We start from the raw sequence: 26,536 nt of genomic DNA, 5'->3' as shown, positions 1-26,536 counted from the left end.
ATCTCAGTATTCGCGTTGACGTACGACGCGACGAAAATCCAACTGACTCTCGCCGGAAAGAACTCGCCATATCTTCGTCGGCAGCCGATCCCTTGTGGATGCGAAAATGCCTGGCGCCAAGAGGCCCCAGCCTCCAGATAAGTGGACTGAAATTTACATCGACAAGCGGTATTTCGACGCAGATCCGGTGATTGACGTCGTTCGCTGGGGTTTCATGCCCGTGGATTGGTCCTCTCTCGATCAGCGGCCAGCACAGGTCTCCCGTGTATTTGAAGAAGCGCGTTCCTACGACATCGGTCCCCATGGCTTGACAATCCCTATCCGAGGCCCGAAAGGCGAACGCTGTCTGTTTTCCGTGACCTCGAACCTACCCAAGCGCGATTGGTCGCGGCTATGCGCTTCGAGCATTCACGAGTTGCAGATCCTTTCCCACTATCTTCATGAGACGATGCTTTCTGCCAGCGGCCTTCGAGAGGTCAACCGTTTTCGGAATCTCTCCAGGCGCGAATGCCAGTGCCTTCAGTTGCTTGCGAGAGGTCGGATTTCCAAGCAGATAGCAGCGGACCTGGGCATCTCGGAAAACTCCGTGAAGTTGTACCTGCGTTCGGCAAGACTGAAACTCGGTTCTGTTACAAGTCATCACGCCGTTGCCAAGGCAAGCTTCCTCGAGTTGATCAAACTCTGACCGTGATCGATCACGTTCGTGGCCCGTGTCTCTGTTTCGACTTTCCTGGAAAGGTCAACCTGCCGAAATCGGTAGATTGGCTGCCCCCTCGCCTGGGTCCACAGATGGCATTCCAGAAGCTCACGAACGGCGGATGCTGGCGGCAACTAAAACATCTCGATGAACGCTGAGATGAAGCGCGCCACCCGCCGGATATGATCGGAGGTGGCTATGGTGGATCGGCTAACGATTGAACACTGGCGAAACGCTCCTAGGCTTACATCATTCGCAGAGTTCTTCGAACGGACCGCAAGCGGACAGGGTGCAGCACCGGACCTCGCCGAGCCGCAACTCGACATGAGCCTGCTCGACTTCGATCTCGAAGGTGCAGTTTTCGCGGATACGCATCGGCGTCTTTGGGGCCATTTTGACCGTCATTACTTTGCCAGCATTCCCTACAGGCTCGAAGAGGAGTGCCGCCTGGGTGCTGCGATACTTTCCTTCGGCCTGAGGATCTGGGCACGCAGCGCCACCCCTACGACAATATACACGCTGGGCACGGGCACTGGTTGCCTTGCGCGCACCCTCGCCACACTTGGCAATGGTCGCATCGAGGCGCTCTGCTGCAGTCCAACGGCAGCCAATCGGGCATCGTTCTTTGCGAACAGGGGAAGCGAGCACGCGCACTTCTTTCATGGACCGTTCTTTGAGTTGGACGACGACCGATACGCGACCGACGAGGATCTTTTCCAATTTCGGGGCGGATTTGACGTGCTGTTGGAGGACACGACGTTTCAGATGTACGACCGTGATCGGCTAAAGCAGCTGGAATTCGTCGTTCCTCGTATACGGCCTGGCGGTCTCCTCGTGCAGGTGCAGAAGCTCGCTCATGAAGACCGCGACATCTATGACGAACGCGAGCGGCAGAAGGACGAGCTTTTTAAGTCCCGTTTCTTCTCGACAGGTCACATCTCCAAGAAAAAGGATGAAGTCCTGAACACGATGACGGATCTTCAAGTCGATCTGGCGACCACTGTAGCCGCTCTAAGGACGTTTCTCCGATACTCCGTGCTAACCTGGAACAGCGGGAACTTCTACACTATCGTGTCATCCAACTCCCGGGCTTCCGTGTTGGAACTGATTTCGCTGATGGTGAAGCCGGCTATTCCACCCGGCTATTGCTACGAACGTTTGCCAGCCGCGATCGTCGATACCGAGGTAGAGGCGTTGGCTCCTGATCTGACGTGGCGCAGCGCGAATACCATGATGCTGCTCGCGCCGAAGCTTGGCATCATGAAATGACGGCAACCGTAAACGCCGACAAGCATTGCAGCGCAGCCGACGTGCGACGCGCATTGTCTGCCTTGATGCCGCATCTTACCCCCTTCTGGGATCGTCCCCTTCGAGACTACGCGTCGGCTGCCTACGACGCCGACAAATTCCATTCCGAGTGTCACCTGCGTCGTCATGCGATGGAGCTGCTGCTCGGCTGCATCGAACGGGCGGCGCGGAGGTCCGATTACGACCTTGAGGAGGCTCGAAGCGCCAGCCTTCAGCTGATGGCATCGCCGGTACTACAGACCGGTCCGCACTGCCTGCTGCTGATCGAACCGGATGCGTTCTACACGCATCTGTTCAGCCTGTTGGGCTTGAACGCCCATAGCCGCGAATGGTACATCACGTATCACGCCTCGACGGTCAGTTTCTCGGAGAAGTCAAAGAAGGGTCCCGGCTGGCTCTGGCTCCAAGATGAACCCCTCAACGTCTTCGGCTTACCCCGGAGCCGGATGGATTCTTTCAGCATCTGCGGTTTGAATGGTCCCTATCGCTTCGCTTTCTCGAATGCTAAAGGCGCTCCGGCTCCAAATGACTCTGCCGCCTATCTCCTCGTCGAACTGCCGTCGGATGAATTTACTTCTGCGGCCGACGCAATCAGGGCGGCCAACCAAACCCTCTGGCGCGGCAAGCTCCCCTCCCCCATCAAGCTGCTGCAGCTCGATGATTTCGACATCGCAGACCTGGTCGCCGACCATCTCGACGACGCGGGATCCTGGATGTCGGCTGGCCTTATCGGAGACGGAAGGGTTGCCGAGAGCATCCTGGACGCCATGGATCGCCTGAACATTGGACCTTGGCAGGGTTGGGTACGCAGAACGACCGATTTCTTCTGGCGCATGGAAAAAGGCAGGATTGTTCCGCTCCGCCTCCAGGAAAACGCCCTCAGGGCGGCGGCCCCGTCCGGTTTCGAAGTGAAGTTCCGGCCGGACAGTATCGCAGCGGCGCTTCGGCAACGAGCGATCGTGCCCAGCCTCTATACAGTGTTCCTGGTGATTTCCATCCTGCCCGGCGTGAGGGCACTTGGGGGATGTCGCCAGACCGTCTACTACCCGCTAATGCGCCACCTTACGGCGGTCGGCCTTGAGCAATCGGGTCATTTCGATCTCTTGACTGAACTGCGTGGGGACGAGCGACCCGGGCTTTGGGGCCATCGTGTCTTGAAGCCTGCTGGCGGCTATCCGTTCCAGGAGATCGATCTTTTCGGAGCGGCCGCGATACCCCTTTCAAAATACGCGGAGATGCCTTTGGTACAGTCGAGCGGTGATCTCGCAAGTTTCACCGGGGATCCCATCTGGGCGAACCTGTCCGAGAAAATCGTAGGCGGGGCCATCACCTCGGAGTCGGTCGAGTGGCAGTGGCCGGGTTCGTGATCGAGCATGAATGCTGAGCGGCTTGGCTGCTGGTCTACGTCCATTCGATTAGATGCCGAGGGTGGCAAGATGGCGTTTTCAGCCCGACCTGGGAACCTTGGTGGAGGCCGATGTGTCGATTGAAGAAGGGGCGGTAATCAGGCGCCTGTCCGTCGAGGACGTAGACGTGTTTCGTCTGGAGGCGCTTTCACACGAACCGCTTTCGTTTGCGAGTGTATTTGACGATTGGGTCCATCTCTCCGACCGCGAATGGCGCCAACATCTGGACCAGCCAGTCTTTGTCGCGTTCCTGAGTGGGCAGCCCGTCGGCATGATGGGGCTCAGGTTTCAGCGTGCGAGGAAAATGGTGCATCGCGCGACGCTTGTCAGCGTCTATGTGCGAAAAGGCGAAAGAGGGACCGGGATTGCGGCAAACCTCTTGCATGACGTTACAGAGCATGCACGAAACCACGGAGTTCTGCAGCTGGAGCTTTCGGTGAATGCAGAGAATTCGGCAGCGATACGCTTCTATCAACGATGCGGCTTCGTAGAGGCTGGCCGCATTCCACACGGCTTCCTGGGTCACAGTATGGAGAATGAGGAGTTGATCATGGTCCTGCGCTTGAAGAGATAACCATTTCCATTCACTTCATTCCAAGCGACAGCGGTCAATGATCAGAAGTGGGTCCGACAGCGGAAACAACCCAACTGTCTTCATCAGTGAGCGCCACACTCAGAACTTTGACCCCCTGAGCCGGGAGACCATTTAGATTTCGTTCGCATGCCCGCCCATAGCAATGGCGTCGCTAACGACGGATGAATCACACGAATTGAGGAAGACCCCGATTAAGTGCGAAACGACTGTGTTGCATGGATTGGAGTTGGGGGCTATCTGCGCGGGTTTTCCATGCTGCGAGCTGTTTTGATGCCGTATAAATTTCACGCCAGTCATCGTGGCAAGTTCAAGAAGGCCCAATACCGAGTTACGAACTGGCCCGCATACAATGAGAGCCTTCGCCGCCGCGGCGATCTGACGATATGGGTTTCTGACGATGTGACGCAGGAGTGGGCGGCGGCACGACGACGGACGCGAGGTGGGCAGAGGAAATATTCGGACGTTGCGATCGAGATCTGTCTGACTCTGCGGGTCGTATTTCGGCTTGCCCTTCGTCAGACACAGGGCTTCATGCGGTCGATTGCAACGCTGATGGGGTTGGCCCTGCCGGTGCCAGACTTCTCGACCCTGTCACGGCGCGGCAAGGACCTGCACGTGGCCCGGAATGGCCGTGCAGCAAGCCGGCCGATTACCCTGATTGTGGACAGCACAGGTCTGAAAATTCACAGCGATGCAGCTTGGCACGGCCACAAGCACGGGGTCAAAGGCGCCCGCAAAACCTGGCGAAAGCTGCACCTTGCCCTCGATCCTGACAGTGGCGTTATTCTCGCATCCGAGTTGACAACCGAGCACGTTGGCGACGAAACGGCCTTGCCGGATCTGTTCGGGAATATCGATGCGCGAGTGGATCGGTTTGTGGCGGATGGTGCTTATGACGGCACGGGTGTTTCAGATTCCGTGGTCACCGCTTTCGGGTCTGATGTCGAGATCATCATCATCCCACCTCCAAAGAACGCCGTTCCCGGCGTCAGTTCCCAGCGGAATCGGCATGTCGAGAAGATCGCCGAACGTGGTCGAATGGCGTGGCAGGTGGCAACCGGCTACAACCAAAGATCACGGATCGAAACTCAAATAGGTCGTTGGAAAACGGTCATAGGTGACCGACTGCAAGCAAGGCATTTCGACAATCAGACCTGCGAAACGCAGATCGCAGCCAACGCCCTGAACCGTATGACTGCCCTCGGCCGGGCAAACTATGCGCGTGCCATCTGATCATTTGCGAAAGGGGCATGGGCTGCCTGCCGATCGATCCGTGCAACACGGTTCAGCCGATGCAGGGGTGACTCCGAGTGTGACGCCTCGGGCATTCCTCGTGTCAGCTTCAGTGGGATGGTGAGGGCCAGAAGAACGCCTGCGATCGTCGCATGGATGCCCGACAGGCAAGCCAGGCACCAAAGTGCGGCCCCCAGAACCAGGTAGGCAGCGAGGCGACTGCCCCCCAATCGATTCATCCCTATCAAGGCGAAGAATATGACCGCCGCGCCGCCAAGGGCCCAGTAGTTCAGGTCGCTTGCGTAAAAGAGCGCAATGATCACGACCGCCCCGAGGTCGTCGATGATGGCAAAGGCTGCCAGGAAGACCTTGAGAGTTACCGGAACACGCGGGCCAGCCAAAGACAGGACGCCAAGCGCAAAGGCGATGTCGGTCGCCTTCGGGATCGCCCAACCCTGTGCTGCGGTGGGATCGCCCCGATTGAAAGCAGCGTAGATTAATGCGGGAACGACCATGCCGCCAACGGCCGCAGCACCCGGCAGGATGCGGCGCGACCAACTTGAGAGCTGGCCATCCAGCATCTCACGCTTGATTTCCAGGCCGACGAGCAGGAAGAAAAGCGCCATCAGCGCATCGTTAATCCAGTGCTGCAGGCTCATCGGCCCAATAGAGACGTGCAGTGCAGCGAAATATGCGGAGGCCAGTGGCGAGTTGGCGATAACGATGGCCAGCAAAGCGACGATCATGAGCAGCAGGCCTGCGGACGCCTCGCTATCGAGCAATCGGCGGAAAGTAGAATGGATCAGGCCCCGGCCGCTCCGACGGTGTGACAAAGACATAGGGTCACGCTCCCTTGTGAGAGTTGATCGAAGTCTCCGTCATTTTCGGGAATCCCGTGGCGCACGCAGCACACGCCATCGCCTGCAATCTAGGTCATTGACGGCTGTCGTGCCACTAAAATCGATGTGATGAGCGGATTGCTGCCGGTCGCGCGATGCGGCTGTTACTGTCGCGGTTCTCCAAGCTGAGGTTGATTGTGACAACTCGATTTAGGAAGGTCGCCCGATCAAAATGAAAGGAGTTCGGGATGGGTGAGAAACGCGAGCGCGTCTACCACACCCTGGTTGAAGGTGCGAAAGACGGCCTTACTGACAAAGAGCTCTACGAATACGGCCTCGAGAAGTGCCCAAAGACCTCGAGCAAGCGCATCGTGCGCGCTTCGCTCCTCGCGCTTACCGATCCCGACCTTCACGATCGGCACATTCTTGATGTCATCTACGCTTTGGCCATCAAACACCGCCTCGACAACCTCGGCATCGCGAAAGATGACGCCGAAGACGACGACATGACGAAACCAGCGCGCTTAATCGAGACAGCTGCCCCCGCCCGCGCCAAATGTCTCTCAGCGAGCACTTTGAATTCAGATGAATAGGCCGAGAAAACGCTTTTGGGTCATCATCATCTTCGCCGTGTGCCTCGTCTTGGCCGTGGCTCAACTCGCGCTGTCGATCGCTATCTATTTCGGATGGCTTCCTTAGCTGCGGGCACCGATCGACAAAGCGCCGGCTTGGCGCCGTAGGCGGCCATGTTACACGAACTGGTCGCGGCCGGTGACATCACCGGCGGCATAGATGCCGGACCGGGACGTGCGCATGCGGTCGTTCGACGACGATGCCGCCCTTCGGCGAAAGAGGGCGTCGTGAGGCTCAACCCTGCCTGCGAGCACCGCAATGTTCGGCGCTCGATTACCTTTCCATCATCAGCTATCGCGTCGATCAAAAAATCTGACTCGGGCAAATGCACCTCAATGGTGGTAATCCTTTTCCACCGAACGTCCTGAGCCAGTCGACTGTCCATTGCAAACGCCATCGTTTTTCGCCGGACGGGATAGGCCCGGCATTGTGAACGGCACAATCGCAGCTACCACCTTAGAAAGCGTCGGCCTGCAAAATACCCCGCAACGGCCACAATGAGTATGGCGATTGGATACCAGGTTGCGACGAACAACGGACTGTCGTCGGGGCAATTGGAGGCGTAAAGCGTAGCGGCAATACCGGCGGAAGCCAATGCCGCGATTGCCCCGGCTTGACCGGGGTGATCCGGCGCACCATGGCGCATCACCAGAAAGAGGAACACGGTCGGCGCTAACGAGAGGATCGGGATGACTGTTAGGCAATGCAACGCATTCTGGCCAACCAGTCTGCTTCGCCAAAGATCGGCTGGGGTGACGATCAACTCGATAGTAGCGGCGGCGATCAACAGCGCTGGTGCCAGCAGCAGTAACCAGCGCCGAGCCGATGCGCCCTCCCCTGGACGGATAAGGCTCTCCATCAGCGATGCCGCCACAAAAAACAGCGCCAAGGTGGCAATGAACTTGAATGCGAAGCGCACAGTCAGGATGGCTTGAGCAAAATCAGGTCGAAGACCCAGGACCGAAAAGAACACCAATCCCGCCACCAATGCGCCAGCAACTGTCGCCAGAGCAAGCGCCTTCGAGAGGTTAACGGGCCGCCGTGTGTCCTCTGATATCAGTTTGATCAGGTCTTCCGTGTTCACTCAAATACTCCGTTTGCGGCTGGCCTGACGAGAACCTTCCCGTTTTGTAGTGCAACCTTATGCAGGATTGGCTATCTTAGCATCATCAACCATGTTGCCATATCCGCAAGCGGATTTCGACCTCACGTTCGACATAACGCCATTCTTCGGTCGCACGCAATCGAAAGAGCATGGCATCAAATTGAGGGGCACTTTCCTCCGCGAATTCGAACCAGGTGAGAAAATCGAAAGGCTCGCCAAGATCACGACTGTGATAGAGGCGTCGAGCGACACTAGGCAAATAGTCCATCCCGATCTGAAAATGCGCCGACCTCTCCTGAATGATGGCCCTGCGTTCGTCCTGCGCAAGAGACCACCAAAGATCCGACTTGCGGATCGGGATCAACACCGCGAGGCACGCCGTCGCGCGGCCCAACGGTGGTTGGCGTTCTCCAAGCCGATCGAGCTCGACACGGGTCGTGTATCGCGCGCTGCCGGCTGTTCCGCGCAGAACCCAGGCCGCTGGATCGGGCAGTATGACCTGATTGATGTCCATGACAGTAAGACGAGGCGCAACATCCAGACCCTTACCAGCAATGGCGCGCGTTGCCTCGACCTGCCATTGGCCACTCTCACCAGCCACGAAGTATGTCGGTTTCACCATTGTGACCTACCAGCGCAACATTCTGTGGCCAAGCAAAGCACCGGTTCCGGCAACCATCGAAATGGCAATCGGATACCAGAGCATTACAAAGAGCGGGCTGTCATCATCGCAATTGGCTGCGTAGAATGTCGCCGCAATCCCGGCCGCTACGAGCCCGGCAACAGCTCCCGCGACCGCGGGTCGGGTGGGGGCAGCGTATCGAAGCGCGTAGAGAAAACAGGCAAGAGGACCCACCGATAAGAAAGGGATAATCGTCAGGCAGAGGCTGGAATTGCGCCCGATCATGGGCGTCACCCATGCCTCCGACGGCATGACCAACAGTTCAAAGATCCCCGCTGCACTCACCAACAGAGCAGGAACCAGTAAGCCCAATGCCGTCAACCGAACCGGGACCCCCGGTCTTCCAATCCGGAACATGACCATCCCACCGGTCAAGCTGAGAGATCCCGTGATCACGAATTTGAACAGGAAGCGGCCGGTCTCGATGGCCGTGCCGAAGTCCGCACGCAAGCCGATGACGGCGAAGAACAAAATGGCTGCCATCAATGTGGCGGCAATGGCAGCGTGCATCAGGGCATGATCAAGATTCAGTCGAACCGGCGTATCCTGCACGAGCAGTTCGATCAACTCCTCAGTCTTCATGTCGCCCGCTCCGAATAGAGAGCAGCCAAGCCCTTCAATGCCCTGTGCAGGGAAACCCGTACCGCCACCTCTGTCATTTTCAGCCGATCGGCCGTTTCCCGAACACTCGACCCTTCAACCGATATCGATTGAACGATCGTTCGTTGTGGATCCTTGAGCTTGCCCAGAATCTGTTCGATATCGATGCGATCGGAGGCTGTGATGCGTTCGTCTGTTTTGAGTGTAGCAATGACGTCCTCAAGTGGTACTGCCTGCCTGCCACGGCGCCGCAGGCTATCGACCACCTTGTTGCGAACGATTGCCGATAGCCATGGCCCCAATGGCCGTGACGGATCCCATGTCCCCCGCTTGAGATGTATTGTAAGCAGCACTTCCTGAACCACGTCCTCAGCCTCGCTGGCCGGCGCACCGAACTGGTCACAACGCTTCCGCGCCATCACCCGTAAATGTGGTGTGAGGGCCGTCAGGAATTTGTGATAGGCACGGCTGTCGCCCGCAATCGCGGAACGCAGCCAGGATGCCCATTCCTTTTCACGCGCCAGATCTTTCATCCGACATATCCTTCTTCGGCGGTTCTGGTGCAATTGTTACAGAGACCAGCCTGATTTTTTGCGTGTGGGATATCGAGCCAAAGCGTGCAAGCGTTTGAACGTTCATGTCATCGATCATGAGGTAAGATTGTCTGACTGTGTTTGAGGTTCCAGCAGTGCAAAAATGGGCCGGATAAGACCTTCCAGAAGGTCTCTTTCAGGACGCGTGCGCGCAAGCACACGAATGCCAAGCAGTGTGCCGAGGAGCGTGCCGGCCATGTCCGATGCATTTGGGGAGCGATTGATCGATCCCTCTTTCTGGCCTCTTTCGACGCAGCGCCTGAAGAAAGCCTCAACCTGCACCAGGACTTGCGCCACCACCCGCTGAAACTCATCATCATGTGGTGCTACCTCGAGCGCGGAATTGACCAACATGCAGCCTTTTCGCTTGGTATCGCTCAACGACCGCTCAATGATCTCGTTGAAGAATGCGCCGATCGCCTCCCGCGGCGGCTTCGTCTCAAACCGGCCGACACGGTCGCCGAAGCTCCGTTCGACATAGAAATCGAGCGCTTTGCGATAAAATGCGTGCTTGTCGCCAAAGGCGTTGTAGATGCTTGCGGTGGTTAGCCCGATTGCCTGGGCCAGATCACGGATTGACGTTGCCTCGTAGCCGTGTTCCCAAAACCGCTCTACAGCCAGCAGCAATACTCTTTCTTCATCAAATTCTCTTGGTCTAGCCATATATCCTGTCTCCCAGAACACGGATCGAAGCGGGCGACATGCCCAAGAGCATTGACAATTCTTTTAGAACATCCGATCTAAAACTCAACCGTGTGTGGTTCATAATTGTGCGGAAATTGGAGTTGCTTTCGGGATTGCGACGACAAGGGATATGCCGTCTTCGTAAATTCGAAGATTTTAGACGTTGACCACGGCGTTTCTAGTCGACTGCGTCCCGAGAGTTGGGGAATCCAGTGTGATGAGCCTGTCTCGTGGCCTGAAACGCTCGCAGTCGCCAGTTTGTACTGACGATTCGCGCTGCCGGTCCCTGCTGCAACCCCTAACTCGCAGCTCACTCGACGTCGGACCGCTGCTGCGGCCACTTAGCATTTCCTTTCAAGTCAAAGCCGTCAGCAGCCTTCGCACATTGGACAAGCATTCTGACGGTTGGCCCGCATGATTGTGCTGCTCCAACCTTTGGCGACTTCCTACTTCAATAAACTTAACGTCAGGCTGTTAAGGGCGGAGAGCAGCCCAACAACGGCAACCCCGAAGATCACGTAGCGCAGTTCTTCGAACGGGGTGCCGCTCAGATAGTCCAGACCATACTGCCATGCGAGGATGATCACGATGGTAGCAATCAGCGCCAGCAAAAGACCGAACAGATGGCGCCAGAATCCTCTCCCATTCTGGATCATGCTCCAGCCTCCTCGCGGAAACTGTCGATCTTGAAAATCAGCAGATCGTCGCGGCGTTCGATATTGCCTTCCAGCACCACCGGTAAACCGGTCTTGTCGAGCAAGGCCGCCGGCATCGGTCCTCCGTCCTTGGAAGCGAGAAGAAAGAAGATGTGGCCGTCCACGGGTGCAGTGGAAACGAAGACCGGTGGAACACCTCCAGAAATACATAGATTGGCGCAGGCCTTGTGCGCGAGACCGGTTCCCGGCTTCATGGCACCAGCACTGCATTTTCCGTCGCAGATCTCGCCCGTCAAACGCCACGAACCGAGGTTCTCCGGCACGGGCGTGACCGGCAATGCCGGCATTTGCGGTTTGGCTGCCTTCAGGTCGTCTTCGCCGCCGATCAGCAGCATGACCAGGTCTCCGCGCTTAACGAAGATGCCACCTGCCTGTGCGGTCTTGCCTGCTAGTGGTAGTGCCCGATCGTCCACGCCGAACTTGCCCGATCCCGCCAACATGACGGCTCGTGCCGGCCTTGCGCCGTCGGCCGGCACACGAAGGATCGGATAAGGCCTGACCTCCATCGTGCCGATCAGATGCTCGCCATGCAACTCATCCGCATAGCTGCCCGACCCGGGGCTTTCGGTATTGAGAGACAAAAGCACGGAGGCCGATGCCATGGCGGCAACGAAGAAGACAATGAAGCCGATCATCAGCGCTCTGACATCGGCCGGCACCTTCTTGAAGTAGCCGACAAAAAATCCACGTTCGGCAGGTCTCAGCATCAAGCTCCTCCTTGCTTCGCCGGTGCCGCGGGAAGCAGCTCCGGGGGGATCGCCAACGGCTCCAGCTTTGTGCCAAGAGGCAAAGGTTCGGGATCGACGAGGACGCTCGATCCCTGCAGCCGGACACGATACTTGCGGACGCGCTCGCGGAACGGTGGCGGCGAACAGCCGTCCTCGAGGCGGTATTGATAGCCGTGCCATGGACAGGTGATGAAGCCGAGAACGACTTTGCCCTCACCGATCGGGCCGTTCTGATGCGAGCAGACATTGGAGACAGCGGACAGTCCGCCGTTCGAGCGGAAAACGGCAATGCGCTCGCCGCCGGGAGCTGCGCCGATGATCGCCCTGCCATCGGCAATCTCGCTGAGGTCACCGACGATCACCCAAGGCGCCTCGGGGGCCTTTTGCGATGCAGCCGCGTCAGCCGATGTCTCCCGCCGACCTGCGATGAGGTGCAGGGCGCACAGTGCAGCCAATCCGCCGAGCGACAAAAATGTCAAAGCAAGATCCCGGCGATCGATCAGAGCGCCGAGCGCCACATGCAGGATGACCGCAGCATAGGCGACGTAGACGCTCATGTGGATCGCCTTCCACACCGGCGGCGTCAGGAAGGAAAGCCAGAAATCGTGGCTGGTTACCGCAAGGATCGCCAGAATGACGAGCGCGAAGACGCCGAAGAGTTCGAAAGGAAAGCCGGCGATGCTCGTGAAGCTGGTATTGCTGGTGAAGAGCGCCGTGAGCTGTGGTGTTGGACTGAAGGAGAAATACCATCCGAGCACATAGTAGGCGTGCGTGGCTGCGATGATCGCGGTCATCACGCCAAAATGGCGGCGATTGTAAAGGAGCGGAACGAAACGGGCATCGATCCGTGCCAGTGGCCCGATTGCGAGGACGATGGTCAGCATGAGCAAGGCCAGAGACCCGAAGGCACGCATCCGTTGGATCGGCAGGTCGGTATCCCGGAGCGCAGAGGATATGACTGGGCCTAGCCGCAGGAAAATGAGGATGTAGATGAAGATCCCGGCCAGCATGACCGCGTCATAGATGATCTTGGTCCTGTTCCAGATGACCGGCTTGTAGGAGAGGCTCACGGTTGCTTATCCCCCTGTGCTGCAGTGGCATCCAGGCGCACAGCTGGCGCATCGGCCGGCAGTTTCGGAACGCTCGCGAAGATAACGACAAGCATGATCGGGAGAACGACCGCAATGCCTGTCCAGATCACAATGTGAGCGCGACGGTGACGGCGCTGCATGCTAGTGTTCTCCCCTGGAAAGATTGGCCCACCGCCAGACGACCAGCGGCCAGAGGAGAACGAGCCCGGGGATAAGGAGCGGCCGGACCGCATAGGCGTCACGTGCTCCCGGATCGACCTTGTCGAATCCGAACAGCAGAAAGGCGACGGCGACGGCAAGACCGATGCCGGCCCAAAGCATCAATCCTGCGGAGACGGGATCGGACATCGAAACCATGGGACCCTCAGATGCGGCCGGTCGCCGGTATGGCCGCACCAGTGACGATGCCTCCTGCAGGCGAAATGAGGAACCCGATGAGCTTGGCGATATCCGTTGGCTGAACCCAGCTGTTCGTCTTCGCATTCGGCATCGCCGACCGGTTTTGCGGCGTGTCGATCGTGCCCGGCAAAATACAGTTGGCGGTAATGCGCTTGTCGCGGTTTTCCGCGGCGATGGCTTCCGTAAGCCGTATCACCGCCCCTTTCGATGCTGCATAGGCGGCTTGATTGGCGCCGGCCTTTAGTCCCGGCGCTGCCGCGACATGGACGATGCGGCCGTAACCTGCCTGCTGCATCGGTTTCAGGACCGCCGCACTAATTGCATAAGCCGTTCTGGCATTCATGTGAAACAACTGATCCCACTGGTGCACGCCCGTCTCATCGACCGGTCCTGTCTGGAAGCCGCCGACGGTATTGGCGAGCGCGTCGAGCCGGCCAAATCTCGCGAGCGTTTTTTCGACCGCCTCCTGGCATGACGTCAAATCGGCGAGATCCATGCCGCCGATCAGTAGGATTTCGCTACTCTCGGGCAGGCTATCTGCCAATTTTTCCAGGGCTTCCGAATTATGCTCAACGCAGACGAGCCGCGTACCGTTCGCCGCAAGCTCCCTGACGACGGCGCTTCCAAGGTTTCCTGCTGCGCCCGTAACCATGACAACGGTGCTTGTTCCTGTTGCTTCACTCATGATGGTCCCGCCCTTTCGAGTTGAGGCCGCCTGCAAAAGGCCCGCCCGTAATTCGCGGCAGCACATGGTTTTGTTACATATGTTTTTAAAAAACTTCCGCCCGCTATGCGACGCCAAGAAATTTTGATGCGGCTGCGAAAAATTTCAGGACCGGCTGTAACGAACCACCTGACGCGACCGTAAAGGTCTCTGTCGGACGAAGGGTGATGGGATCTCGAGGGTTCTAATCGGCGTCCTCCTGAAGGAGCAAACGAATGAAGCGCGATGCTTACGGTCTCATGACCAGCACTGACAGCAACGAGGCACAAAGGGCATTCGAGAATGCCGTGTTTGGTCTGGCGGCGCATCGGCCAAGTACTGGTGTGGCCATCCAGTCAACTTTGGCAGCCGACCCCCATCATGTTGCCGGCCATGCGCTGAAGGGCTTTGCAAATCTGATATTGGCGCGGTCGGAGCTCGACGAACCGGCTACCAAGGCACTTGTTGATGCGCAGGCAGCGCTGATGGTCAGAGGCGGAGGAACCGGTGACGAGCGCACCCTTGTGAAAGCACTGGAGGCCGCCGTCGAAGGCTCGTTTTCGCGTGCGACGGATATTCTCGACGACGGTTTCGAGGATCGGTCGGTGACGTTCTTGCCTTTTAAGATTTCGCAGGCCCTGCGTTTCATGCTTGGAGATGCCCGCGGCATGCTACGGGCCAGCACGCGTGCAGTCGCGTGCCTTGACACCAGCACGACGGCGAGGAGCTTTGTTCTTGGTTGCCACGCGTTTTCGCTTGAAGAGCATGGTCGGTATGCCGAGGCGCTTGCCGCGGGGCAGCTTGCGGTTGCTCTGCAGCCCGATGATTCCTGGGGCCTTCACGCCGTCTCGCATGTCTTCGAGATGCGTGGCGATACGGAAGAAGGCATTGACTGGCTCGAGGCGAACCGCAAGGCCTGGTCGCGCTGCAACAATTTCTCCTTTCATATGGCTTGGCATCTCGGTCTGCTACACCTGGAACGCGGCGATCATGATCGGGTGCTGCAGATCTACGACGACGACGTTCGCCCACAGCAAACCGACGATTTCCGAGACATGGCTAATGCTGTCTCGCTCCTGTGGCGGATGGAGCAATCGGGAGCTCATGTCGGTGATCGCTGGACCGATCTGGCAGAAATAGCCCATCGTCGAAAGACGGACACGACCTTGATTTTTGCAGCTCTGCATAATCTTGCCGCCATGGTTGCCGTTGGCGACCGCGATGGAGCTGTGGAGCTTGTATCGCATATAGAAGCCAAGGCGCTTGGCATGGATGACCAGGGCCGCGTCGCCGCCGAGATCGGTGTACCGATGGCGCGCGTTCTCACGGGTCTCGATGCTCCGGCCGACCGCCACATGCTCGAACGCATGGTGGCGAACCTGCCAAAGATCGGCGGCAGCAACGCACAGCGCGACTTCTTTGTCCTCGCGCTCGCCAGGGCGATGGCGACCGATGGCAATAATGTCGGTGTTTCGCGTATCGGCCAGATTCGCCAGCGGCTGAAGGCCGACGACCGACTGTTCAAATCCATCGAACATTCGGTTGGCATGAGTTTGTCTGCCTGATCTCACCTCAAAGAAAAGGAAAAACACGATGTCCATGATGGAAATGCAAAAGACAAGCGTCTTCCCTGAAATTCAACCGAGCCTCGGCCGGACGATTATTCTTTCCGGACTTGCCGCCAATATTACCTGGGAAATCTGGGCACGGCTGATCACGCCGTTGTGGGTTGGCGGACCACTGGAGCCGGCTGCTCTGGTTCAATCGGTGTTCGGTTTCAACAATTTGTTGCTAGCCGAAACGATCCACGCGATCGTCGGTATCGTTTTTTATCCGATCGGCTACCTGTTCATCGCCCGGCCGTTGCAGCGGCTGATCATCCCCAAACTGCCATTGCTATTGACAGGTATCGGCTTCGGCATCGGTCTTTGGATCTTCGCCCTTTACGTCATGGCACACCTGTTTGGCGGCCAACCGGCATTTCTCGGTTTTGTTACACTCACCTGGGCGTCGCTGATCGGCCACATGCTGTTTGGTACGGTTGTCGCGTTCGTCGTCCGCCGCATGGAACGCTAGACCTGTTGGGATTAGGCCTGCCCGGTTCCGCCAATCAGCGGGCAGGCTTCTCAACATATTGGTTTTCATCGCCAAGTCTAACACTGGACACAATTCAGTTGACCAAATTCGAGAGATTTATAGTGACCGCTGAAAGCTTCGTTACGCCGAGAGTTGCCGACATCGTCGCCAGGACGCTTCATGCCCATGGCGTCCGTCATGCCTTTGGCATGCCGGGCGGAGAAGTGGTCACGCTGATAGACGGTCTGGAGGCCTCAGGCATCGCCTTTCACCTTGCACGCCATGAAACCGCGGCGGCGATCATGGCGGCAGGCGCAAGCGCGATGACGCAAAACCCGGAACTTCTCGTGACGACCGTGGGCCCGGGCCTTGCCAATGCGGTCAACGGCATTGCCGACGCTGCCCAGGAGCGCGTCCCTTTGATCGTCATATCCGGCATTGTCGACCGTTCGACCCGCGCGCGTTACACCCATCAGGTGATCGACCATGCACAGTTGCTCCGACCGTTGGTCAAGGCGTCTTTCGAAATCGAGCCCGAGAGCGCTGCTTCCACGGTCGCTCGTGCACTCGCGCTTGCCATGACAGAGCCGATGGGTCCCGTCCATCTCGACCTGTCTCCAGCGACTGCTGCCGCGGTCCCGCCAGCCTTGAATGTCATTTCGCCTCCGAAGCTTCTGAAGCCCTCGGTAACAGTGACGGATCCAGCCGTTCACACACTTTCCGAAAGGATTGGCCGGGCGCAACGACCGCTTTTTATCGCTGGTCTCGACGCAGTGCGAGATCATGCCGGTCCGGCACTCCAGCACCTGGTCGAAAAAATTGGAGCACCGGTTATCACAACCTATAAGGCCAAGGGCATCATCCCCGAAAACCACCCGCTGTCGCTCGGCGCCGCCGGATTGTCACCGCTGGCGGATCAAGTTCTTCTGAACCTGGTCCGGGATTCGGATCTGGTCCTGTTGATTGGGTACGACCCAATCGAAATGCGGCTCGGCTGGCTGGATTTCGTCGGAGATCCAGCAAAGCTTGTAGAGATTTCCGACACTGCCCCGGACCACGGCATGCATCATGCCGGCACCAGAATCCAGGCTGCACCTCGCTCTTTTCTACAGGCGCTGGCCGATATTCACGCGGGGCAGAGGACCTGGGCGGCTGGCGAACCCGCCGCCGTGAAAAACGAACTTGCCCGTTTATTCGCAAGCGATGGCAGCTGGGGACCGCACGCAATTATCGAAGCGCTCAATGCAGCTGCCGGTCAGGAAGCAATCATCACCGTCGACAGCGGAGCGCATCGCATTCTCCTGTCGCAAAAATGGGTTGCGCCACGGGCCATGTCATTGCTGCAATCGGCGGGCTTTTGCACAATGAACGCGGCCTTGCCGCTTGCGATCGGTGCCAAGGTCGCCGATCCATCACGTCCGGTTTTCGCCGTGATGGGCGACGGCGGTCTTGAGATGGGAATCGGCGAGCTTGCTACGCTACGCGATCTTAATCTGCCTATCACCATCGTGCTTTTTCAGGATCGCAGCCTGGCGCTGATTGCCCTGAAGCAGGCATCCGCCGGCCTGAAATCGGCCGGCGTCACGCTCGGCGAAACTGACTTTGCCGCCGTCGCACGAGGGTTCGGCGGCTATGGTGTCAATGTGGAGAATTGTGATGACTTCCGTAACGAGCTTGAGGCAGCCGGCGAGCGCGAAGGCTTCACCCTCATCGCCTGCAAGTTCGATGCAAGCGCCTACGACGGCGCCTTCTGAACCCACCCAGGCGACAGGTTCAGCCCCCCAGAAGGTCAAGCGCCCCCGTGATCCGCGGCTCGACTTTTTCCGTGGTGTCGGCATGCTGATTATCCTTTTGGCCCATATCCCAAACAACGGGTGGGCGCTGTGGATTCCGGCGCGCTTCGGTTTTTCCGACGCCACGGAAATGTTCGTCTTCCAGTCGGGAATGGCCTCGGCCATCGCCTTCGGCTCGACCTTCGATCGCAGCGGTGCGGTTGCGCTCATTGCCCGCGTCGCTCAACGTATCTGGCAGATTTATTGGGCCCATATTGCCGTCTTTGTCGTCGTTGCCGCCATCATGGTTGTCGCCGGAACCCGCTATGACGGTGTCACCTATGTCGATAGTCTTAACCTCGTACCTTTCATGAAGGACCCGGGCAATCTTCTCGTCGGCCTGCTGACGCTGCGTTATGTGCCGAACTATTTCGACATTCTGCCGATGTACATCGTCATTCTGGCGTTGATGCCGGGAATGATCCTTGCATCAAAGGTCCATCGTTTTCTGCCATTCGCCATCATGGCTACCTTGTGGCTGGTGACCCAGTTCGACCTGACCGGGCTGCCGGCGGAGCCCTGGTCGGATCGCCGATGGTTCTTTAACCCCTTCGGATGGCAGTTGCTGTTCTTCACCGGTTTCTTCCTGATGCGCGGCAGCCTTCCAGCCCCCGGCTTCGACCGCAGGTTGATGGCCCTTGCGGTTGCCGTCGTGATCCTGACCGTGCCGTTTGCCTGGGTACGGTTCCAGGAAGCCTATCCAGCCTTCCAAATGGCCGCCACCAGGCTTTTCCCCCTCACCGACAAGACCGACTTCGGCCTGCTGCGCTTCGTTCATTTCATGGCGCTCTGCTACATCGCCGTACATCTCGTCGGTAAGAAAGGCTCCCGGCTTCGCGGCCCTGTCGTGCGCGTTCTGACGGTGGTTGGCCAGCAATCGCTCGCCGTCTTCATCACCGGTATTGTGATTGCACAGCCGATTGGTATTGCGCTTGATCATGCCGGTCGCACCACTTCTGCAGAGACAATTGGAAACCTGATTGGCTTCGGCGTGCTTATAGGAACCGCCTATCTCGTACGCTGGTTCAAGAGTTCCCCCTGGAAATCGTGAGAATCCCCAATGTCTGACCATCAAAAACCCGCCAGCCTCGAAGGTCTGCGCATCCTCGACCTGTCGCGGATTCTGGCCGGACCGACCTGCACGCAGCTGCTCGCCGATCTCGGGGCCGATGTCATCAAGGTCGAGCGGCCAAATATTGGCGACGACACTCGCGGTTGGGGGCCGCCCTTCGTGCCGGATGCCGATAGCAGCGACAGTGATCTCAGCGCTTATTTCCTGTCCGCCAACCGCAACAAGCGATCGATAGCCATCGATCTCGCCAGCGATGAAGGCGTTGCGCTCGTCAAGCGACTGGCGGCTGTCTCGGACGTGGTGATCGAAAACTACAAGCCGGGCGATCTCGACCGGCGCGGACTGGGCTATGAGGATATTCGCAAGATCAAACCGGATATCGTCTGGTGTGCGATTTCCGGTTTTGGTCAAACCGGACCCTATGCCGAGCGAACCGGCTATGATTTTCTCGTCCAGGCGATGGGCGGCATCATGAGCATCACCGGCGAAAGCGATACGGCCGGTGGCCGGCCCCTCAAGGTCGGCCTCGGCATCGCCGATGTCATGTGCGGCATGTATGCGACCGTCGGCATCCTCGCCGCTCTGCGCCATCGCGACCGCACGGGCGAAGGCCAGTATATCGATCTGGCACTTTATGACACGCAAGTTGCCTGGCTTATCAATGCCGCGACGAACCATCTGGTTTCGGGAAAGGTGCCAAGTCGGATCGGCAACCGGCATCCCAACATCGCTCCTTACCAGACCTTTACAACGGCTGCTGGTGAAATCGCAATCGCAGTCGGAAACGATCAGCAGTTCGCCCGCTTCTGTACGGCGATCGGCCGTCCCGATCTGGCGGGCGACGAGCGGTTTCGCCGCAACCGTGATCGCGTTGCTAATGTCGATGCACTGGACCGGCTTGTGACCGAGGCTCTACAAGCCGACACCGCCGAAAACTGGGAGCAGCGGCTCGTCCATGCCGAAATCCCTGCAGGCCGGGTCGCCACGATCGATCAGGTCGTGACCAATCCGCATACCTTGGCGCGTGAAATGATCATGCCCATGGAAACAGTGGACGGACAAACCGTCCGCCTGCTCGGCAACCCACTCAAAATGTCCGCAACTCCGGTTCGTTTCGATCGGGCGCCGCCGCATGTCGATCAGGATAAGGACGCCATCCTTCGCGAACTCACGATGCTCGAAGCTGCTCGCCGGACTTAAACTGTCGCTTGATCGTGTCGCGCAAATGGTTTTTGCCAAGGACGCCGGAATGGGTCGTCTTGCCGATGACAAGGGCGACGTACCGACAAAGTTGAGGGTGAGCGTTTGATTGTAATCTCGTTTCTGACGCACTGCGGTCGCGCTGTGCCTGGCGGCAATGAGGCGTTTTCCGGCGCCGTCTTTGCTCGGGGCGGCAGGCGTCGCCCTCGTCAACTTGAAAAGGTACCTATCCGCAATGGGTCGGATAGGTGATTCATCTCGGCATCGGGACTTACGGATCAGGTAGTACCCTGACCTTACCCCAGTTTGCGTCGGCCTTTTTGATATACCCGCTGACGTCCTGCCTCCACGTCTTGAGGACGCTGTCATTGTAATTGAGGTAGAGCTTGTTATCGACCACGGTAAAGGCTTGGGGTTCGGTCGACGCCTTGTGACCCTGCGCCGTTCCAAAGGCGCAATAGCCGCCATACTGCGGAGCAAAATGCCCGGGGTTGGCGGTGAATGCATCGCGATGTGCGGCGGATGCAAAGTGGAATGTCGACCCTTGGTAGGTTGCCTTATATTTACCCGACCCTTTCACCGGCTTATGGTCGGTGAAATAGGCGACGGGATCATAGCCGTTGATGGCCACACCATTCGTCGTGAAAATCTCCGCGGAATAGCCGACAGAGGCGAAGGAAAGTGTGAGAGCCGCTGCAAGCGGCAGAATGGGGCGTAATGAGATCGTCATGGTGTTATCCTTCTGTTGAACGAAAGCGACCTGCCTTCTTCGTCACGGGATGCGTAGACGTTACATCCAGGCTGTTCACACCTTTGTGTGGAGAGGGATGGACCGATTGCACACCCGTCGCCAGTTCGGGACAGACAGCCATGTCATAAGCAGTTGGTCCAACGGGCCAATTCCTGACGCGCCAGGGGTTCGAAACAGTCTGCAACCTTTGCGACGAATTCGAATGAGTGATTACTGTCTCGTTCCCACTGCCAGAACCGCAGTCGAGCGCAGCACAACCCGGTTGTCCGTTGCAATCCGGTCGACCACCGTTAAGATCGCGTCATCCACCCGGCGACGTTCATTGTCATCGAGCGTGGCATAAGCGCCCATGTAGCCGTGCAATTCCCGAACGTCGTCAAGATAGGACTGGCCAGCAGGCCCTTCCCAGACGACCTCGATCTCTTCGATCTCGAGCGCAGAGAGGCCTGCTCCCTTGAGCTCCGCGCCCAGTCGGTCCGGGTCCGCAAGCGTTGTGAACCCGTCGGGCGGCGCCGGCGGCGCCATATTCGGGTAAACGTCACGAAGCGCTTCCGCCATAACAAGGAAGGGGCCACCGCCAGGCAGCTTGCGCCACGTCGCGACGCATGCCTTGCCGCCCGGGCGGGTCACGCGAACTTGTTCCGCAAGCCCTCTCCGCCAGTCGGGAAAGATGCTGGCACCAATCAGTGAGAAGGTCGCGTCAAACCCTTCATCTTCCAAGGCGAGCATCTGCCCGTCCATCAGCCGAGCGGTGCTTGCCGGGAACGGAGCGAGACGTTGCGACAGTAGGTTCACCATGCCCGGCGCATTGTCGACGGCGAGCACCGCCGCGCCGCGCAGCGCCGCAGGTACGCTCAGCGCTCCCGCCCCGGCTGCAATGTCAAGAACCTGCGTTCCCCATCTAATGTCTCCGACCCGGTCCAGCGCGGCAGCGGCGATCTGCCCTGTGTTGCGATTCGCCGTCATCTCGTAGACACGAGAGAAGTCGTCCGTCATGTGGGGATGTTCGACAGTTGGCTCTGCCCTGGGGATCCAGGTTGATTCCGCATCATTCTTTACTGTCGGGCTGTCTGAATTCTGCATGGTAAACTCCCTCGTGTGGAACAATCAATTCATCGGCTCACGCATTGATCGACGATGGCTGCTCAGTTTGATAACAGTCCGTCGTCAAGGTCATTGGTCTTTCCCTTGATACTTGGTAGCGACACTCCTGTTACATCCGTCCGCACTGGAGCGTTACATTTGGGGGCTTCACGACTGCGTCTGCCTGAGCATGGGTTCATTGCGAACACATCGAGAGCGCCACCTTCAATTCCAGCTCCCGGATTTTGCGGTCCTTCTGGGACACTTGCCTGATCATCTGCTCCATGCGGGCGTCGGCCGTGCGCGATATCTCCCAGAGAGCAGGGCGGCGATGATCAGCCGTGACATGAGCCTCGGAACGTGAAGAGGAGGGCGTTGACGACTTTCGTGTCCTCAGTCGCGGTCGACGAGGATCTTGCTGGCCAGCGCCGCGTTCTGGTCGCGATGCGCCCAGGCTACCATCACGCTCAGCGCGAAGAGCACGATCGCGGGGACGGGCGAGCCCGGCAGCACGAAGAGATGAGTCAAGGTGGCGCCGACCATGATCGCGGCGAGCAGAAGCGCACCGAGCGAGGCCACAGCCGGGACGAGTAGCGCGGCCGCGCCGATCAGCTCGAGTGTTCCGGTGAAATACCGAAACCACTGCCCTAGCCCGATCTGCTCGAAGTTCTGAACCAACATCGGCAGGCCGTAGAGGTTGGCGCTGCCGGCGGCGATGAAGGCCGCAGCAAGGAGAAGCTTGACGCTCCACAGTCCGATTTGACGCCAGCGCGGCGGCGCCTCACTCTTTATCGTCGGGCTGTCTGAATTCTGCATGGTAAACTCCCTCATATGGAACAATCAATTCTACGACTGCGTACGCATCTGCCTGAACATGGATTCATTGCGAACACATCGAGAGCGCCACCTTCAATTCCAGCTCCCGGATTTTGCGATCTTTCTCGGAAGCTTCCCTGATCATCTGCTCCATGCGGGCGTCAGGTGCGCGCGAGATCTCCCAGAAGGCCACGGTGAAAATCACAGGTACGGTGGCGGCGTCTTTATCGTCGGTAGCTACCAAGTGATCTGACCGCTGCGATGCGACGCGTCCCCAAAGCTTAAGAGTGCATTCGGCGCCTGCATCGCAGCGGATGAAGGCTTCCACCACCGCTTCGCGTCGGACAACGGTGCGGCGAAACGCCGTGCTTTCGACGTGTATGCGAAACGTGGATCCATCGATGACATGGGGAAGCATCGCAACACTCGAGACGGTCTCGAACACAATCCCGGGGCGTATCCGGGAATAATCGATCGCCAACTCCCGATGCGCCTGAACCAGATGAGCAATGCTCGGAGTGATCGCCTGCCCCCGGACGGCCGCGCCTTCTCCGAAATGATGAACGATAGCATGGCCGATGTTTGGACATGTGATTGATTGCAGCATGAGGGTGTTCCCTTGTAATCCTCGAACGATCCGTCAGCATCGCGTCGGATCAGGTTTGCGACCTTGCTGCCTGCTAATTCGTAGGAATGCAGGCGGTTGTTACAAAGGATCTTCGTTTTTTTGCAGCCCGATCTTCATTTGGGAAAGCCCACCGCCGTCAGGCCAGCGTCAAGCATATCGGACCGGGCCTCGTGGCCACCGTTGTGGATGCACATGACACTGTCGCCCCGAATGCAGTCGGGGACATCGTCGCACTCGATGCTATCCAGCATGACTTTTTTCGCAGCCTTCATGTCGCATTTGGCGCGCTCACGCAGAATGGCCAAGCTTTTGAGCGCATCGCCCTGATGGAATTTGGTGCCAATCGCCCGACCGGCGAGCGGAAATGTCTGATCCGCGGTCCCATGAAAATGTACCATTGGAGGAAGATCGGCAACGCAGTCATCCAGTTCTGGAAGAGGGTTCCAGAACACGCCGGAGAAAGTCACCATCGCCGCGGTTTTCTCCCCCTGCTGGCAGGCGGTGTACCAAGCCATCGATGCGCCAATGGAAAAACCTCCGATCACTGTCTTGTCCGGGGTAAAACCGTAGCGTCGTCGCAGGTCATCAAAGACATTCGTGATGAACGCCTTTTCATCGCGACCCTGGCGGGGACCCTGAGGAAAAGACCAACTCCCGTCGATGCCATCGACGGCTACATAGGCCAGATGATGCGCGAGCGTCATCTCGACCAGGGGGCGCTGCTGCATCTGCAACCCGGCGGAGCTTTTGAAGCCATGGAAATAGACAAAGACGCCGCGAATGTCGCCATCTTGCGGCAACTCGATCCGATAATTTCCGTCCTTGACCGGACAAGCAGTCTGCGCTCCGCAGAGCATTGCGGAAGAAACAGTAAGAGGCATGACGGCGATGAGAAGGAGAGCAGCGAGCGGGCATGTGCGCATGAAGGGTATCACCGATGTCTAGAATGAGAAGTCTGCCAGAACCCTGGTGCGCGGTGAGCAGTTTGCGCAAGGCATGTTGCAATAGCGTGCGGGCGCAGCAGACGTGGTCACGTCTGGGAATTTTTTGGACGTTGCCGGAGCGCGGCAATAGGCGAGGCTCTCCCGATTGGCGAATAGTGGAGAGGTCCGCTGCACGGCCCGGGTCCTTTATGACTTCACCAAGGTTCTGGACGGCATAGTACAGGCGCTGGAGGGAAAGGCCGGATCTCAGGTGCAGATCGTTGGGGCAAGCGCGGCCCCGTCCTTGGCTTATCGACGCAGGTTCCGTCGAAGAGCGGCTCTCGTCCAATGTCAACTGCCCCCGACCCGCCAGGTTAAACACCACTTTTACCGTCAGGCAGTTCAATGCCGATCGCAGCCTGATCCTCAACACTACCATTCCAGAAGCCATAAGCGACCGCGGTTCGGACGAAATCGGCGAGCCGGTCCGGCGAGACGTCTGCCTTGTCTTGAGGAACACTAACCGTTTCGAAGAGGTTCGCCATGCGCGATGTGGTTACCAGTACCAGCGAAACCTCATCTGGACCATTATTTCTCAATGCGTGCTGTTCCTTCGGAGCAACCTCGATGATTTCACCCGGCCCATACTGCTGCCAGCCTCCTTCGAGCCCTGCAGTAAATTTTCCTTCGACGATTGCCATCGTTTCCCGGTCGCTGTGGCTGTGAAGCGGTACGAGCCTGATGGCACGATACTTCGGATGACGACGTAATCTTCCCCGCTTTGAGCCGAGAGATCGACGAGTGGCCCCATGATATCGCGCATTTGCGCTCGCTGCCCCTCGAAAGTCGCGGATCTTGTCATCGAATACACTCCTTTATACAAGTAAGGACGCTTCGAAAGTTCTGCCGAGCGCAGCGTGATTGGTGCCCATAAATTGTTCCTCAAGTTTCGGTGCCCTGCGCGCGGACCAGAAAAGGTTCCGGGCCGCCCGGTGACCGGGAAGGAGGTAAGAAGTCCGTGTCACAGCAGGTATTTCGCGCGCGGGTCGCTGATCGTTACATCGGACGGTAAAAAAATGTCCCTTGTCCTGTGTGAATTCCGTTCACGTCGCCTTCGTCTCCGCCCTCGGCCACGGCTACACGTTCCTTGCTGTGACTGCTTCTGAGTTCAGCCATTGGCGAAGTTTTGAGCCCGTTAGGAAGGCGGCGCCAGTGTCGGTGGCGACTTGATAGCAACGACGCTCGTAGACATCTTGCCGACAAACTCGATCAGCGTCCGCCGCCGTATCGTTCGGCGGATAATCACCGCGCCTTTGTCGTCAACCCCGACAATGCTGCAGCTATTCTTTCCTATATCGATGCCCAATATCGAAATCGTCATGGATCGGTCCTCGCCCTTCAATGATGAGACGTCATACTCGATATTCTCAAAACGGCGGGCCGTCTCATAATCAACAGATACACCTTGGTGGATATTCGCCGTAGAATATTGAGATTGCTTTCTTACTCACTCGGGGACTGTGATGGGACACAATCTGAAAAAAGCCTTGAACCCAGCTTCTATCCACAAGCCTTTCGGCGCTTATAACCATGCGCTGTTAGTGCCACCTAACGGCAGCCTGCTGGTGACTTCCGGCCAGCTCGGAATAGCCCTTGACGAAACCATTCCCCCCGATGTCACCGGTCAGGCAGAGCTATGCTTCAAGGCGATCGCCGCTATCCTGGAGGAAGCTGGCATGAATTTCGCGGACGTGATCCGGATAGCCGGTTTCGTGACCCGGCGGGAAGACTTCTCGGATTATATGGCAGTCCGCGACCGTTTCACGACGGAACCGAAGCCTGTATCAACCCTCATTGTCGTGAGTGGCTTTACGCGGGCGGAATTTCTGGTTGAGGTGGAAATAACGGCTTCGAAGGTGTTTTGATGCTTCACGCCCGGATGCTGATTTATCTCGATGAAGTCGTACGCTCAGGCTCGATCAGGAAGGCGGCGATCAAACTCAATGTCGCCTCGACCGCCATCAATCGGCAAATTATTGCCTTGGAAGAAGAGCTTGGCCAACCGATTTTCGAGCGGATGCCGAGGCGACTTCGGCTCACTGCGACAGGCGAAGCCCTGATCGAACACGTTCGTGACACGCTT

29 protein-coding genes and 3 pseudogenes are annotated in these 26,536 nt (G+C 58.1%); 13 read left to right on the top strand and 19 right to left on the bottom strand.

The window, feature by feature from the left end; translation table 11 throughout:
* Positions 1–106: 106 nt before the first annotated feature.
* The 5 genes from ACZ9BX_RS26400 to ACZ9BX_RS26380 all read left to right on the top strand — a co-directional run bounded on the left by ACZ9BX_RS26400 (position 107) and on the right by ACZ9BX_RS26380 (position 5,239).
* Positions 107–685, top strand: a complete 579-nt coding sequence (locus ACZ9BX_RS26400) for a helix-turn-helix transcriptional regulator (RefSeq protein WP_476223048.1) — start codon at positions 107–109, stop codon at positions 683–685.
* A 210-nt stretch (positions 686–895) separates the two neighbouring features.
* Positions 896–1,966 (top strand): class I SAM-dependent methyltransferase, encoded by a 1,071-nt coding sequence (locus ACZ9BX_RS26395; protein WP_179213946.1) that lies wholly within the window; start codon positions 896–898, stop codon positions 1,964–1,966.
* Between the two features lie 170 nt (positions 1,967–2,136).
* Positions 2,137–3,372: a hypothetical protein gene (locus ACZ9BX_RS26390; RefSeq protein ID WP_179213949.1), complete on the top strand. Its 1,236-nt coding sequence runs from the start codon at positions 2,137–2,139 to the stop codon at positions 3,370–3,372.
* Between the two features lie 52 nt (positions 3,373–3,424).
* Positions 3,425–3,985, top strand: coding sequence for an N-acetyltransferase family protein (locus tag ACZ9BX_RS26385; RefSeq protein ID WP_476221077.1), 561 nt, complete (start codon positions 3,425–3,427; stop codon positions 3,983–3,985).
* Positions 3,986–4,258: 273 nt separating this feature from the next.
* The gene (locus ACZ9BX_RS26380; RefSeq protein WP_476221075.1) at positions 4,259–5,239 is read left to right on the top strand and encodes an IS5 family transposase; all 981 of its coding nucleotides are present in this window, start codon (positions 4,259–4,261) and stop codon (positions 5,237–5,239) included.
* A 44-nt stretch (positions 5,240–5,283) separates the two neighbouring features.
* On the opposite strand, the pseudogene nhaA reads toward ACZ9BX_RS26380, so the two are convergent.
* Positions 5,284–6,078: pseudogene (nhaA, locus tag ACZ9BX_RS26375) on the bottom strand (Na+/H+ antiporter NhaA); the annotation flags it as partial.
* Positions 6,079–6,326: 248 nt separating this feature from the next.
* On the opposite strand from nhaA, the gene ACZ9BX_RS26370 reads away from it, so the two are divergent.
* Positions 6,327–6,671, top strand: coding sequence for a hypothetical protein (locus tag ACZ9BX_RS26370; protein ID WP_476221074.1), 345 nt, complete (start codon positions 6,327–6,329; stop codon positions 6,669–6,671).
* Between the two features lie 128 nt (positions 6,672–6,799).
* On the opposite strand, the pseudogene ACZ9BX_RS26365 reads toward ACZ9BX_RS26370, so the two are convergent.
* The 11 genes and pseudogenes from ACZ9BX_RS26365 to ACZ9BX_RS26315 all read right to left on the bottom strand — a co-directional run.
* Positions 6,800–6,930: pseudogene (locus ACZ9BX_RS26365) on the bottom strand (FAD-dependent oxidoreductase); the annotation flags it as partial.
* A 229-nt stretch (positions 6,931–7,159) separates the two neighbouring features.
* On the bottom strand, positions 7,160–7,795 hold the full coding sequence (locus ACZ9BX_RS26360; RefSeq protein ID WP_476221073.1) for an NrsF family protein: 636 nt from the start codon (positions 7,793–7,795) through the stop codon (positions 7,160–7,162).
* Between the two features lie 85 nt (positions 7,796–7,880).
* A complete protein-coding gene (locus ACZ9BX_RS26355; RefSeq protein ID WP_476221071.1) occupies positions 7,881–8,438 on the bottom strand; it encodes a chlorite dismutase family protein in 558 nt (185 codons plus the stop codon).
* A gap of 6 nt (positions 8,439–8,444) precedes the next feature.
* The gene (locus ACZ9BX_RS26350) at positions 8,445–9,080 is read right to left on the bottom strand and encodes an NrsF family protein (protein WP_476221069.1); all 636 of its coding nucleotides are present in this window, start codon (positions 9,078–9,080) and stop codon (positions 8,445–8,447) included.
* Positions 9,077–9,631 (bottom strand): sigma-70 family RNA polymerase sigma factor, encoded by a 555-nt coding sequence (locus tag ACZ9BX_RS26345; protein WP_476221067.1) that lies wholly within the window; start codon positions 9,629–9,631, stop codon positions 9,077–9,079. The genes ACZ9BX_RS26350 and ACZ9BX_RS26345 overlap by 4 nt, the downstream gene beginning before the upstream one ends.
* A 114-nt stretch (positions 9,632–9,745) precedes the next feature.
* Positions 9,746–10,375: a TetR/AcrR family transcriptional regulator gene (locus ACZ9BX_RS26340; protein ID WP_476221066.1), complete on the bottom strand. Its 630-nt coding sequence runs from the start codon at positions 10,373–10,375 to the stop codon at positions 9,746–9,748.
* 446 nt (positions 10,376–10,821) lie between these two features.
* A complete protein-coding gene (locus ACZ9BX_RS26335) occupies positions 10,822–11,031 on the bottom strand; it encodes a hypothetical protein (protein ID WP_476221065.1) in 210 nt (69 codons plus the stop codon).
* Entirely contained in the window at positions 11,028–11,798 is a 771-nt protein-coding gene (locus ACZ9BX_RS26330) for a hypothetical protein (protein ID WP_476221063.1), read from the bottom strand. The genes ACZ9BX_RS26335 and ACZ9BX_RS26330 overlap by 4 nt, the downstream gene beginning before the upstream one ends.
* Complete coding sequence (locus ACZ9BX_RS26325) at positions 11,798–12,889, bottom strand: Rieske 2Fe-2S domain-containing protein (protein WP_476221061.1); 1,092 nt, start codon at positions 12,887–12,889, stop codon at positions 11,798–11,800. Before ACZ9BX_RS26325 ends, ACZ9BX_RS26330 begins: the two co-directional genes overlap by 1 nt.
* 162 nt (positions 12,890–13,051) lie before the next feature.
* A complete protein-coding gene (locus ACZ9BX_RS26320) occupies positions 13,052–13,267 on the bottom strand; it encodes a hypothetical protein (protein ID WP_476221060.1) in 216 nt (71 codons plus the stop codon).
* Positions 13,268–13,274: 7 nt separating this feature from the next.
* Positions 13,275–13,994: an SDR family NAD(P)-dependent oxidoreductase gene (locus tag ACZ9BX_RS26315; protein WP_244915082.1), complete on the bottom strand. Its 720-nt coding sequence runs from the start codon at positions 13,992–13,994 to the stop codon at positions 13,275–13,277.
* 254 nt (positions 13,995–14,248) lie between these two features.
* Here ACZ9BX_RS26315 and ACZ9BX_RS26310 point away from each other — a divergent pair, with 254 nt between their 5' ends.
* From ACZ9BX_RS26310 to ACZ9BX_RS26290, 5 genes are all read left to right on the top strand, one after another.
* On the top strand, positions 14,249–15,577 hold the full coding sequence (locus ACZ9BX_RS26310) for a tetratricopeptide repeat protein (protein WP_476221057.1): 1,329 nt from the start codon (positions 14,249–14,251) through the stop codon (positions 15,575–15,577).
* Positions 15,578–15,605: 28 nt separating this feature from the next.
* Positions 15,606–16,088, top strand: coding sequence for a hypothetical protein (locus ACZ9BX_RS26305; protein WP_476221056.1), 483 nt, complete (start codon positions 15,606–15,608; stop codon positions 16,086–16,088).
* A gap of 122 nt (positions 16,089–16,210) precedes the next feature.
* Positions 16,211–17,842, top strand: a complete 1,632-nt coding sequence (locus tag ACZ9BX_RS26300; RefSeq protein WP_476221055.1) for a thiamine pyrophosphate-binding protein — start codon at positions 16,211–16,213, stop codon at positions 17,840–17,842.
* The gene (locus ACZ9BX_RS26295; protein ID WP_476221053.1) at positions 17,814–18,971 is read left to right on the top strand and encodes an OpgC family protein; all 1,158 of its coding nucleotides are present in this window, start codon (positions 17,814–17,816) and stop codon (positions 18,969–18,971) included. Before ACZ9BX_RS26300 ends, ACZ9BX_RS26295 begins: the two co-directional genes overlap by 29 nt.
* A gap of 9 nt (positions 18,972–18,980) precedes the next feature.
* The gene (locus tag ACZ9BX_RS26290; RefSeq protein WP_476221052.1) at positions 18,981–20,192 is read left to right on the top strand and encodes a CaiB/BaiF CoA transferase family protein; all 1,212 of its coding nucleotides are present in this window, start codon (positions 18,981–18,983) and stop codon (positions 20,190–20,192) included.
* A 271-nt stretch (positions 20,193–20,463) separates the two neighbouring features.
* Here ACZ9BX_RS26290 and ACZ9BX_RS26285 read toward each other — a convergent pair whose 3' ends face one another.
* The 7 genes from ACZ9BX_RS26285 to ACZ9BX_RS26255 all read right to left on the bottom strand — a co-directional run bounded on the left by ACZ9BX_RS26285 (position 20,464) and on the right by ACZ9BX_RS26255 (position 25,774).
* Positions 20,464–20,922 carry a YHS domain-containing (seleno)protein gene (locus ACZ9BX_RS26285; RefSeq protein WP_476221050.1) on the bottom strand — a complete coding sequence of 153 codons (459 nt, stop codon included), beginning with the start codon at positions 20,920–20,922 and terminating at the stop codon, positions 20,464–20,466.
* Between the two features lie 231 nt (positions 20,923–21,153).
* Positions 21,154–22,026, bottom strand: a complete 873-nt coding sequence (locus ACZ9BX_RS26280) for a class I SAM-dependent methyltransferase (RefSeq protein ID WP_476221048.1) — start codon at positions 22,024–22,026, stop codon at positions 21,154–21,156.
* A gap of 393 nt (positions 22,027–22,419) precedes the next feature.
* Positions 22,420–22,842, bottom strand: a complete 423-nt coding sequence (locus ACZ9BX_RS26275) for a DoxX family protein (RefSeq protein ID WP_476221047.1) — start codon at positions 22,840–22,842, stop codon at positions 22,420–22,422.
* 64 nt (positions 22,843–22,906) lie between these two features.
* Complete coding sequence (locus ACZ9BX_RS26270; protein WP_476221045.1) at positions 22,907–23,449, bottom strand: hypothetical protein; 543 nt, start codon at positions 23,447–23,449, stop codon at positions 22,907–22,909.
* Positions 23,450–23,583: 134 nt separating this feature from the next.
* Entirely contained in the window at positions 23,584–24,393 is an 810-nt protein-coding gene (locus ACZ9BX_RS26265; protein WP_476221044.1) for a CE1 family esterase, read from the bottom strand.
* A gap of 374 nt (positions 24,394–24,767) precedes the next feature.
* Entirely contained in the window at positions 24,768–25,136 is a 369-nt protein-coding gene (locus ACZ9BX_RS26260; RefSeq protein ID WP_476223047.1) for a cupin domain-containing protein, read from the bottom strand.
* Positions 25,137–25,588: 452 nt separating this feature from the next.
* Positions 25,589–25,774 carry a hypothetical protein gene (locus tag ACZ9BX_RS26255; RefSeq protein WP_476221043.1) on the bottom strand — a complete coding sequence of 62 codons (186 nt, stop codon included), beginning with the start codon at positions 25,772–25,774 and terminating at the stop codon, positions 25,589–25,591.
* A gap of 154 nt (positions 25,775–25,928) precedes the next feature.
* Here ACZ9BX_RS26255 and ACZ9BX_RS26250 point away from each other — a divergent pair, with 154 nt between their 5' ends.
* Positions 25,929–26,318, top strand: a complete 390-nt coding sequence (locus ACZ9BX_RS26250; protein ID WP_476223046.1) for a RidA family protein — start codon at positions 25,929–25,931, stop codon at positions 26,316–26,318.
* A pseudogene (locus ACZ9BX_RS26245) lies at positions 26,318–26,446 on the top strand (helix-turn-helix domain-containing protein); the annotation flags it as partial. The gene ACZ9BX_RS26250 and the pseudogene ACZ9BX_RS26245, both read left to right, overlap by 1 nt.
* Positions 26,447–26,536: the final 90 nt, after the last annotated feature.

This window comes from Rhizobium sp. USDA 3886 (assembly GCF_056279785.1).
This window is presented reverse-complemented; position numbering and strand designations above follow the sequence as displayed.

Excerpts from the sequence above, each read along its gene's own strand:
- ACZ9BX_RS26390 (WP_179213949.1), top strand. The coding sequence starts at position 2,137 with ATGGAGCTGCTGCTCGGCTGCATCGAACGGGCGGCGCGGAGGTCCGAT.
- ACZ9BX_RS26315 (WP_244915082.1), bottom strand. The coding sequence starts at position 13,994 with ATGAGTGAAGCAACAGGAACAAGCACCGTTGTCATGGTTACGGGCGCA.
- ACZ9BX_RS26290 (WP_476221052.1), top strand. The coding sequence starts at position 18,981 with ATGTCTGACCATCAAAAACCCGCCAGCCTCGAAGGTCTGCGCATCCTC.
- ACZ9BX_RS26335 (WP_476221065.1), bottom strand. The coding sequence starts at position 11,031 with ATGATCCAGAATGGGAGAGGATTCTGGCGCCATCTGTTCGGTCTTTTG.
- ACZ9BX_RS26330 (WP_476221063.1), bottom strand. The coding sequence starts at position 11,798 with ATGCTGAGACCTGCCGAACGTGGATTTTTTGTCGGCTACTTCAAGAAG.
- ACZ9BX_RS26310 (WP_476221057.1), top strand. The coding sequence starts at position 14,249 with ATGAAGCGCGATGCTTACGGTCTCATGACCAGCACTGACAGCAACGAG.
- ACZ9BX_RS26275 (WP_476221047.1), bottom strand. The coding sequence starts at position 22,842 with ATGCAGAATTCAGACAGCCCGACGATAAAGAGTGAGGCGCCGCCGCGC.
- ACZ9BX_RS26285 (WP_476221050.1), bottom strand. The coding sequence starts at position 20,922 with ATGACGATCTCATTACGCCCCATTCTGCCGCTTGCAGCGGCTCTCACA.
- ACZ9BX_RS26370 (WP_476221074.1), top strand. The coding sequence starts at position 6,327 with ATGGGTGAGAAACGCGAGCGCGTCTACCACACCCTGGTTGAAGGTGCG.
- ACZ9BX_RS26400 (WP_476223048.1), top strand. The coding sequence starts at position 107 with ATGCCTGGCGCCAAGAGGCCCCAGCCTCCAGATAAGTGGACTGAAATT.
- ACZ9BX_RS26320 (WP_476221060.1), bottom strand. The coding sequence starts at position 13,267 with ATGGTTTCGATGTCCGATCCCGTCTCCGCAGGATTGATGCTTTGGGCC.
- ACZ9BX_RS26355 (WP_476221071.1), bottom strand. The coding sequence starts at position 8,438 with ATGGTGAAACCGACATACTTCGTGGCTGGTGAGAGTGGCCAATGGCAG.
- ACZ9BX_RS26270 (WP_476221045.1), bottom strand. The coding sequence starts at position 23,449 with ATGCTGCAATCAATCACATGTCCAAACATCGGCCATGCTATCGTTCAT.
- ACZ9BX_RS26265 (WP_476221044.1), bottom strand. The coding sequence starts at position 24,393 with ATGCGCACATGCCCGCTCGCTGCTCTCCTTCTCATCGCCGTCATGCCT.
- ACZ9BX_RS26395 (WP_179213946.1), top strand. The coding sequence starts at position 896 with ATGGTGGATCGGCTAACGATTGAACACTGGCGAAACGCTCCTAGGCTT.
- ACZ9BX_RS26350 (WP_476221069.1), bottom strand. The coding sequence starts at position 9,080 with ATGAAGACTGAGGAGTTGATCGAACTGCTCGTGCAGGATACGCCGGTT.
- ACZ9BX_RS26295 (WP_476221053.1), top strand. The coding sequence starts at position 17,814 with ATGCAAGCGCCTACGACGGCGCCTTCTGAACCCACCCAGGCGACAGGT.
- ACZ9BX_RS26345 (WP_476221067.1), bottom strand. The coding sequence starts at position 9,631 with ATGAAAGATCTGGCGCGTGAAAAGGAATGGGCATCCTGGCTGCGTTCC.
- ACZ9BX_RS26305 (WP_476221056.1), top strand. The coding sequence starts at position 15,606 with ATGTCCATGATGGAAATGCAAAAGACAAGCGTCTTCCCTGAAATTCAA.
- ACZ9BX_RS26380 (WP_476221075.1), top strand. The coding sequence starts at position 4,259 with ATGCTGCGAGCTGTTTTGATGCCGTATAAATTTCACGCCAGTCATCGT.
- ACZ9BX_RS26280 (WP_476221048.1), bottom strand. The coding sequence starts at position 22,026 with ATGCAGAATTCAGACAGCCCGACAGTAAAGAATGATGCGGAATCAACC.
- ACZ9BX_RS26385 (WP_476221077.1), top strand. The coding sequence starts at position 3,425 with ATGCCGAGGGTGGCAAGATGGCGTTTTCAGCCCGACCTGGGAACCTTG.
- ACZ9BX_RS26255 (WP_476221043.1), bottom strand. The coding sequence starts at position 25,774 with ATGACGATTTCGATATTGGGCATCGATATAGGAAAGAATAGCTGCAGC.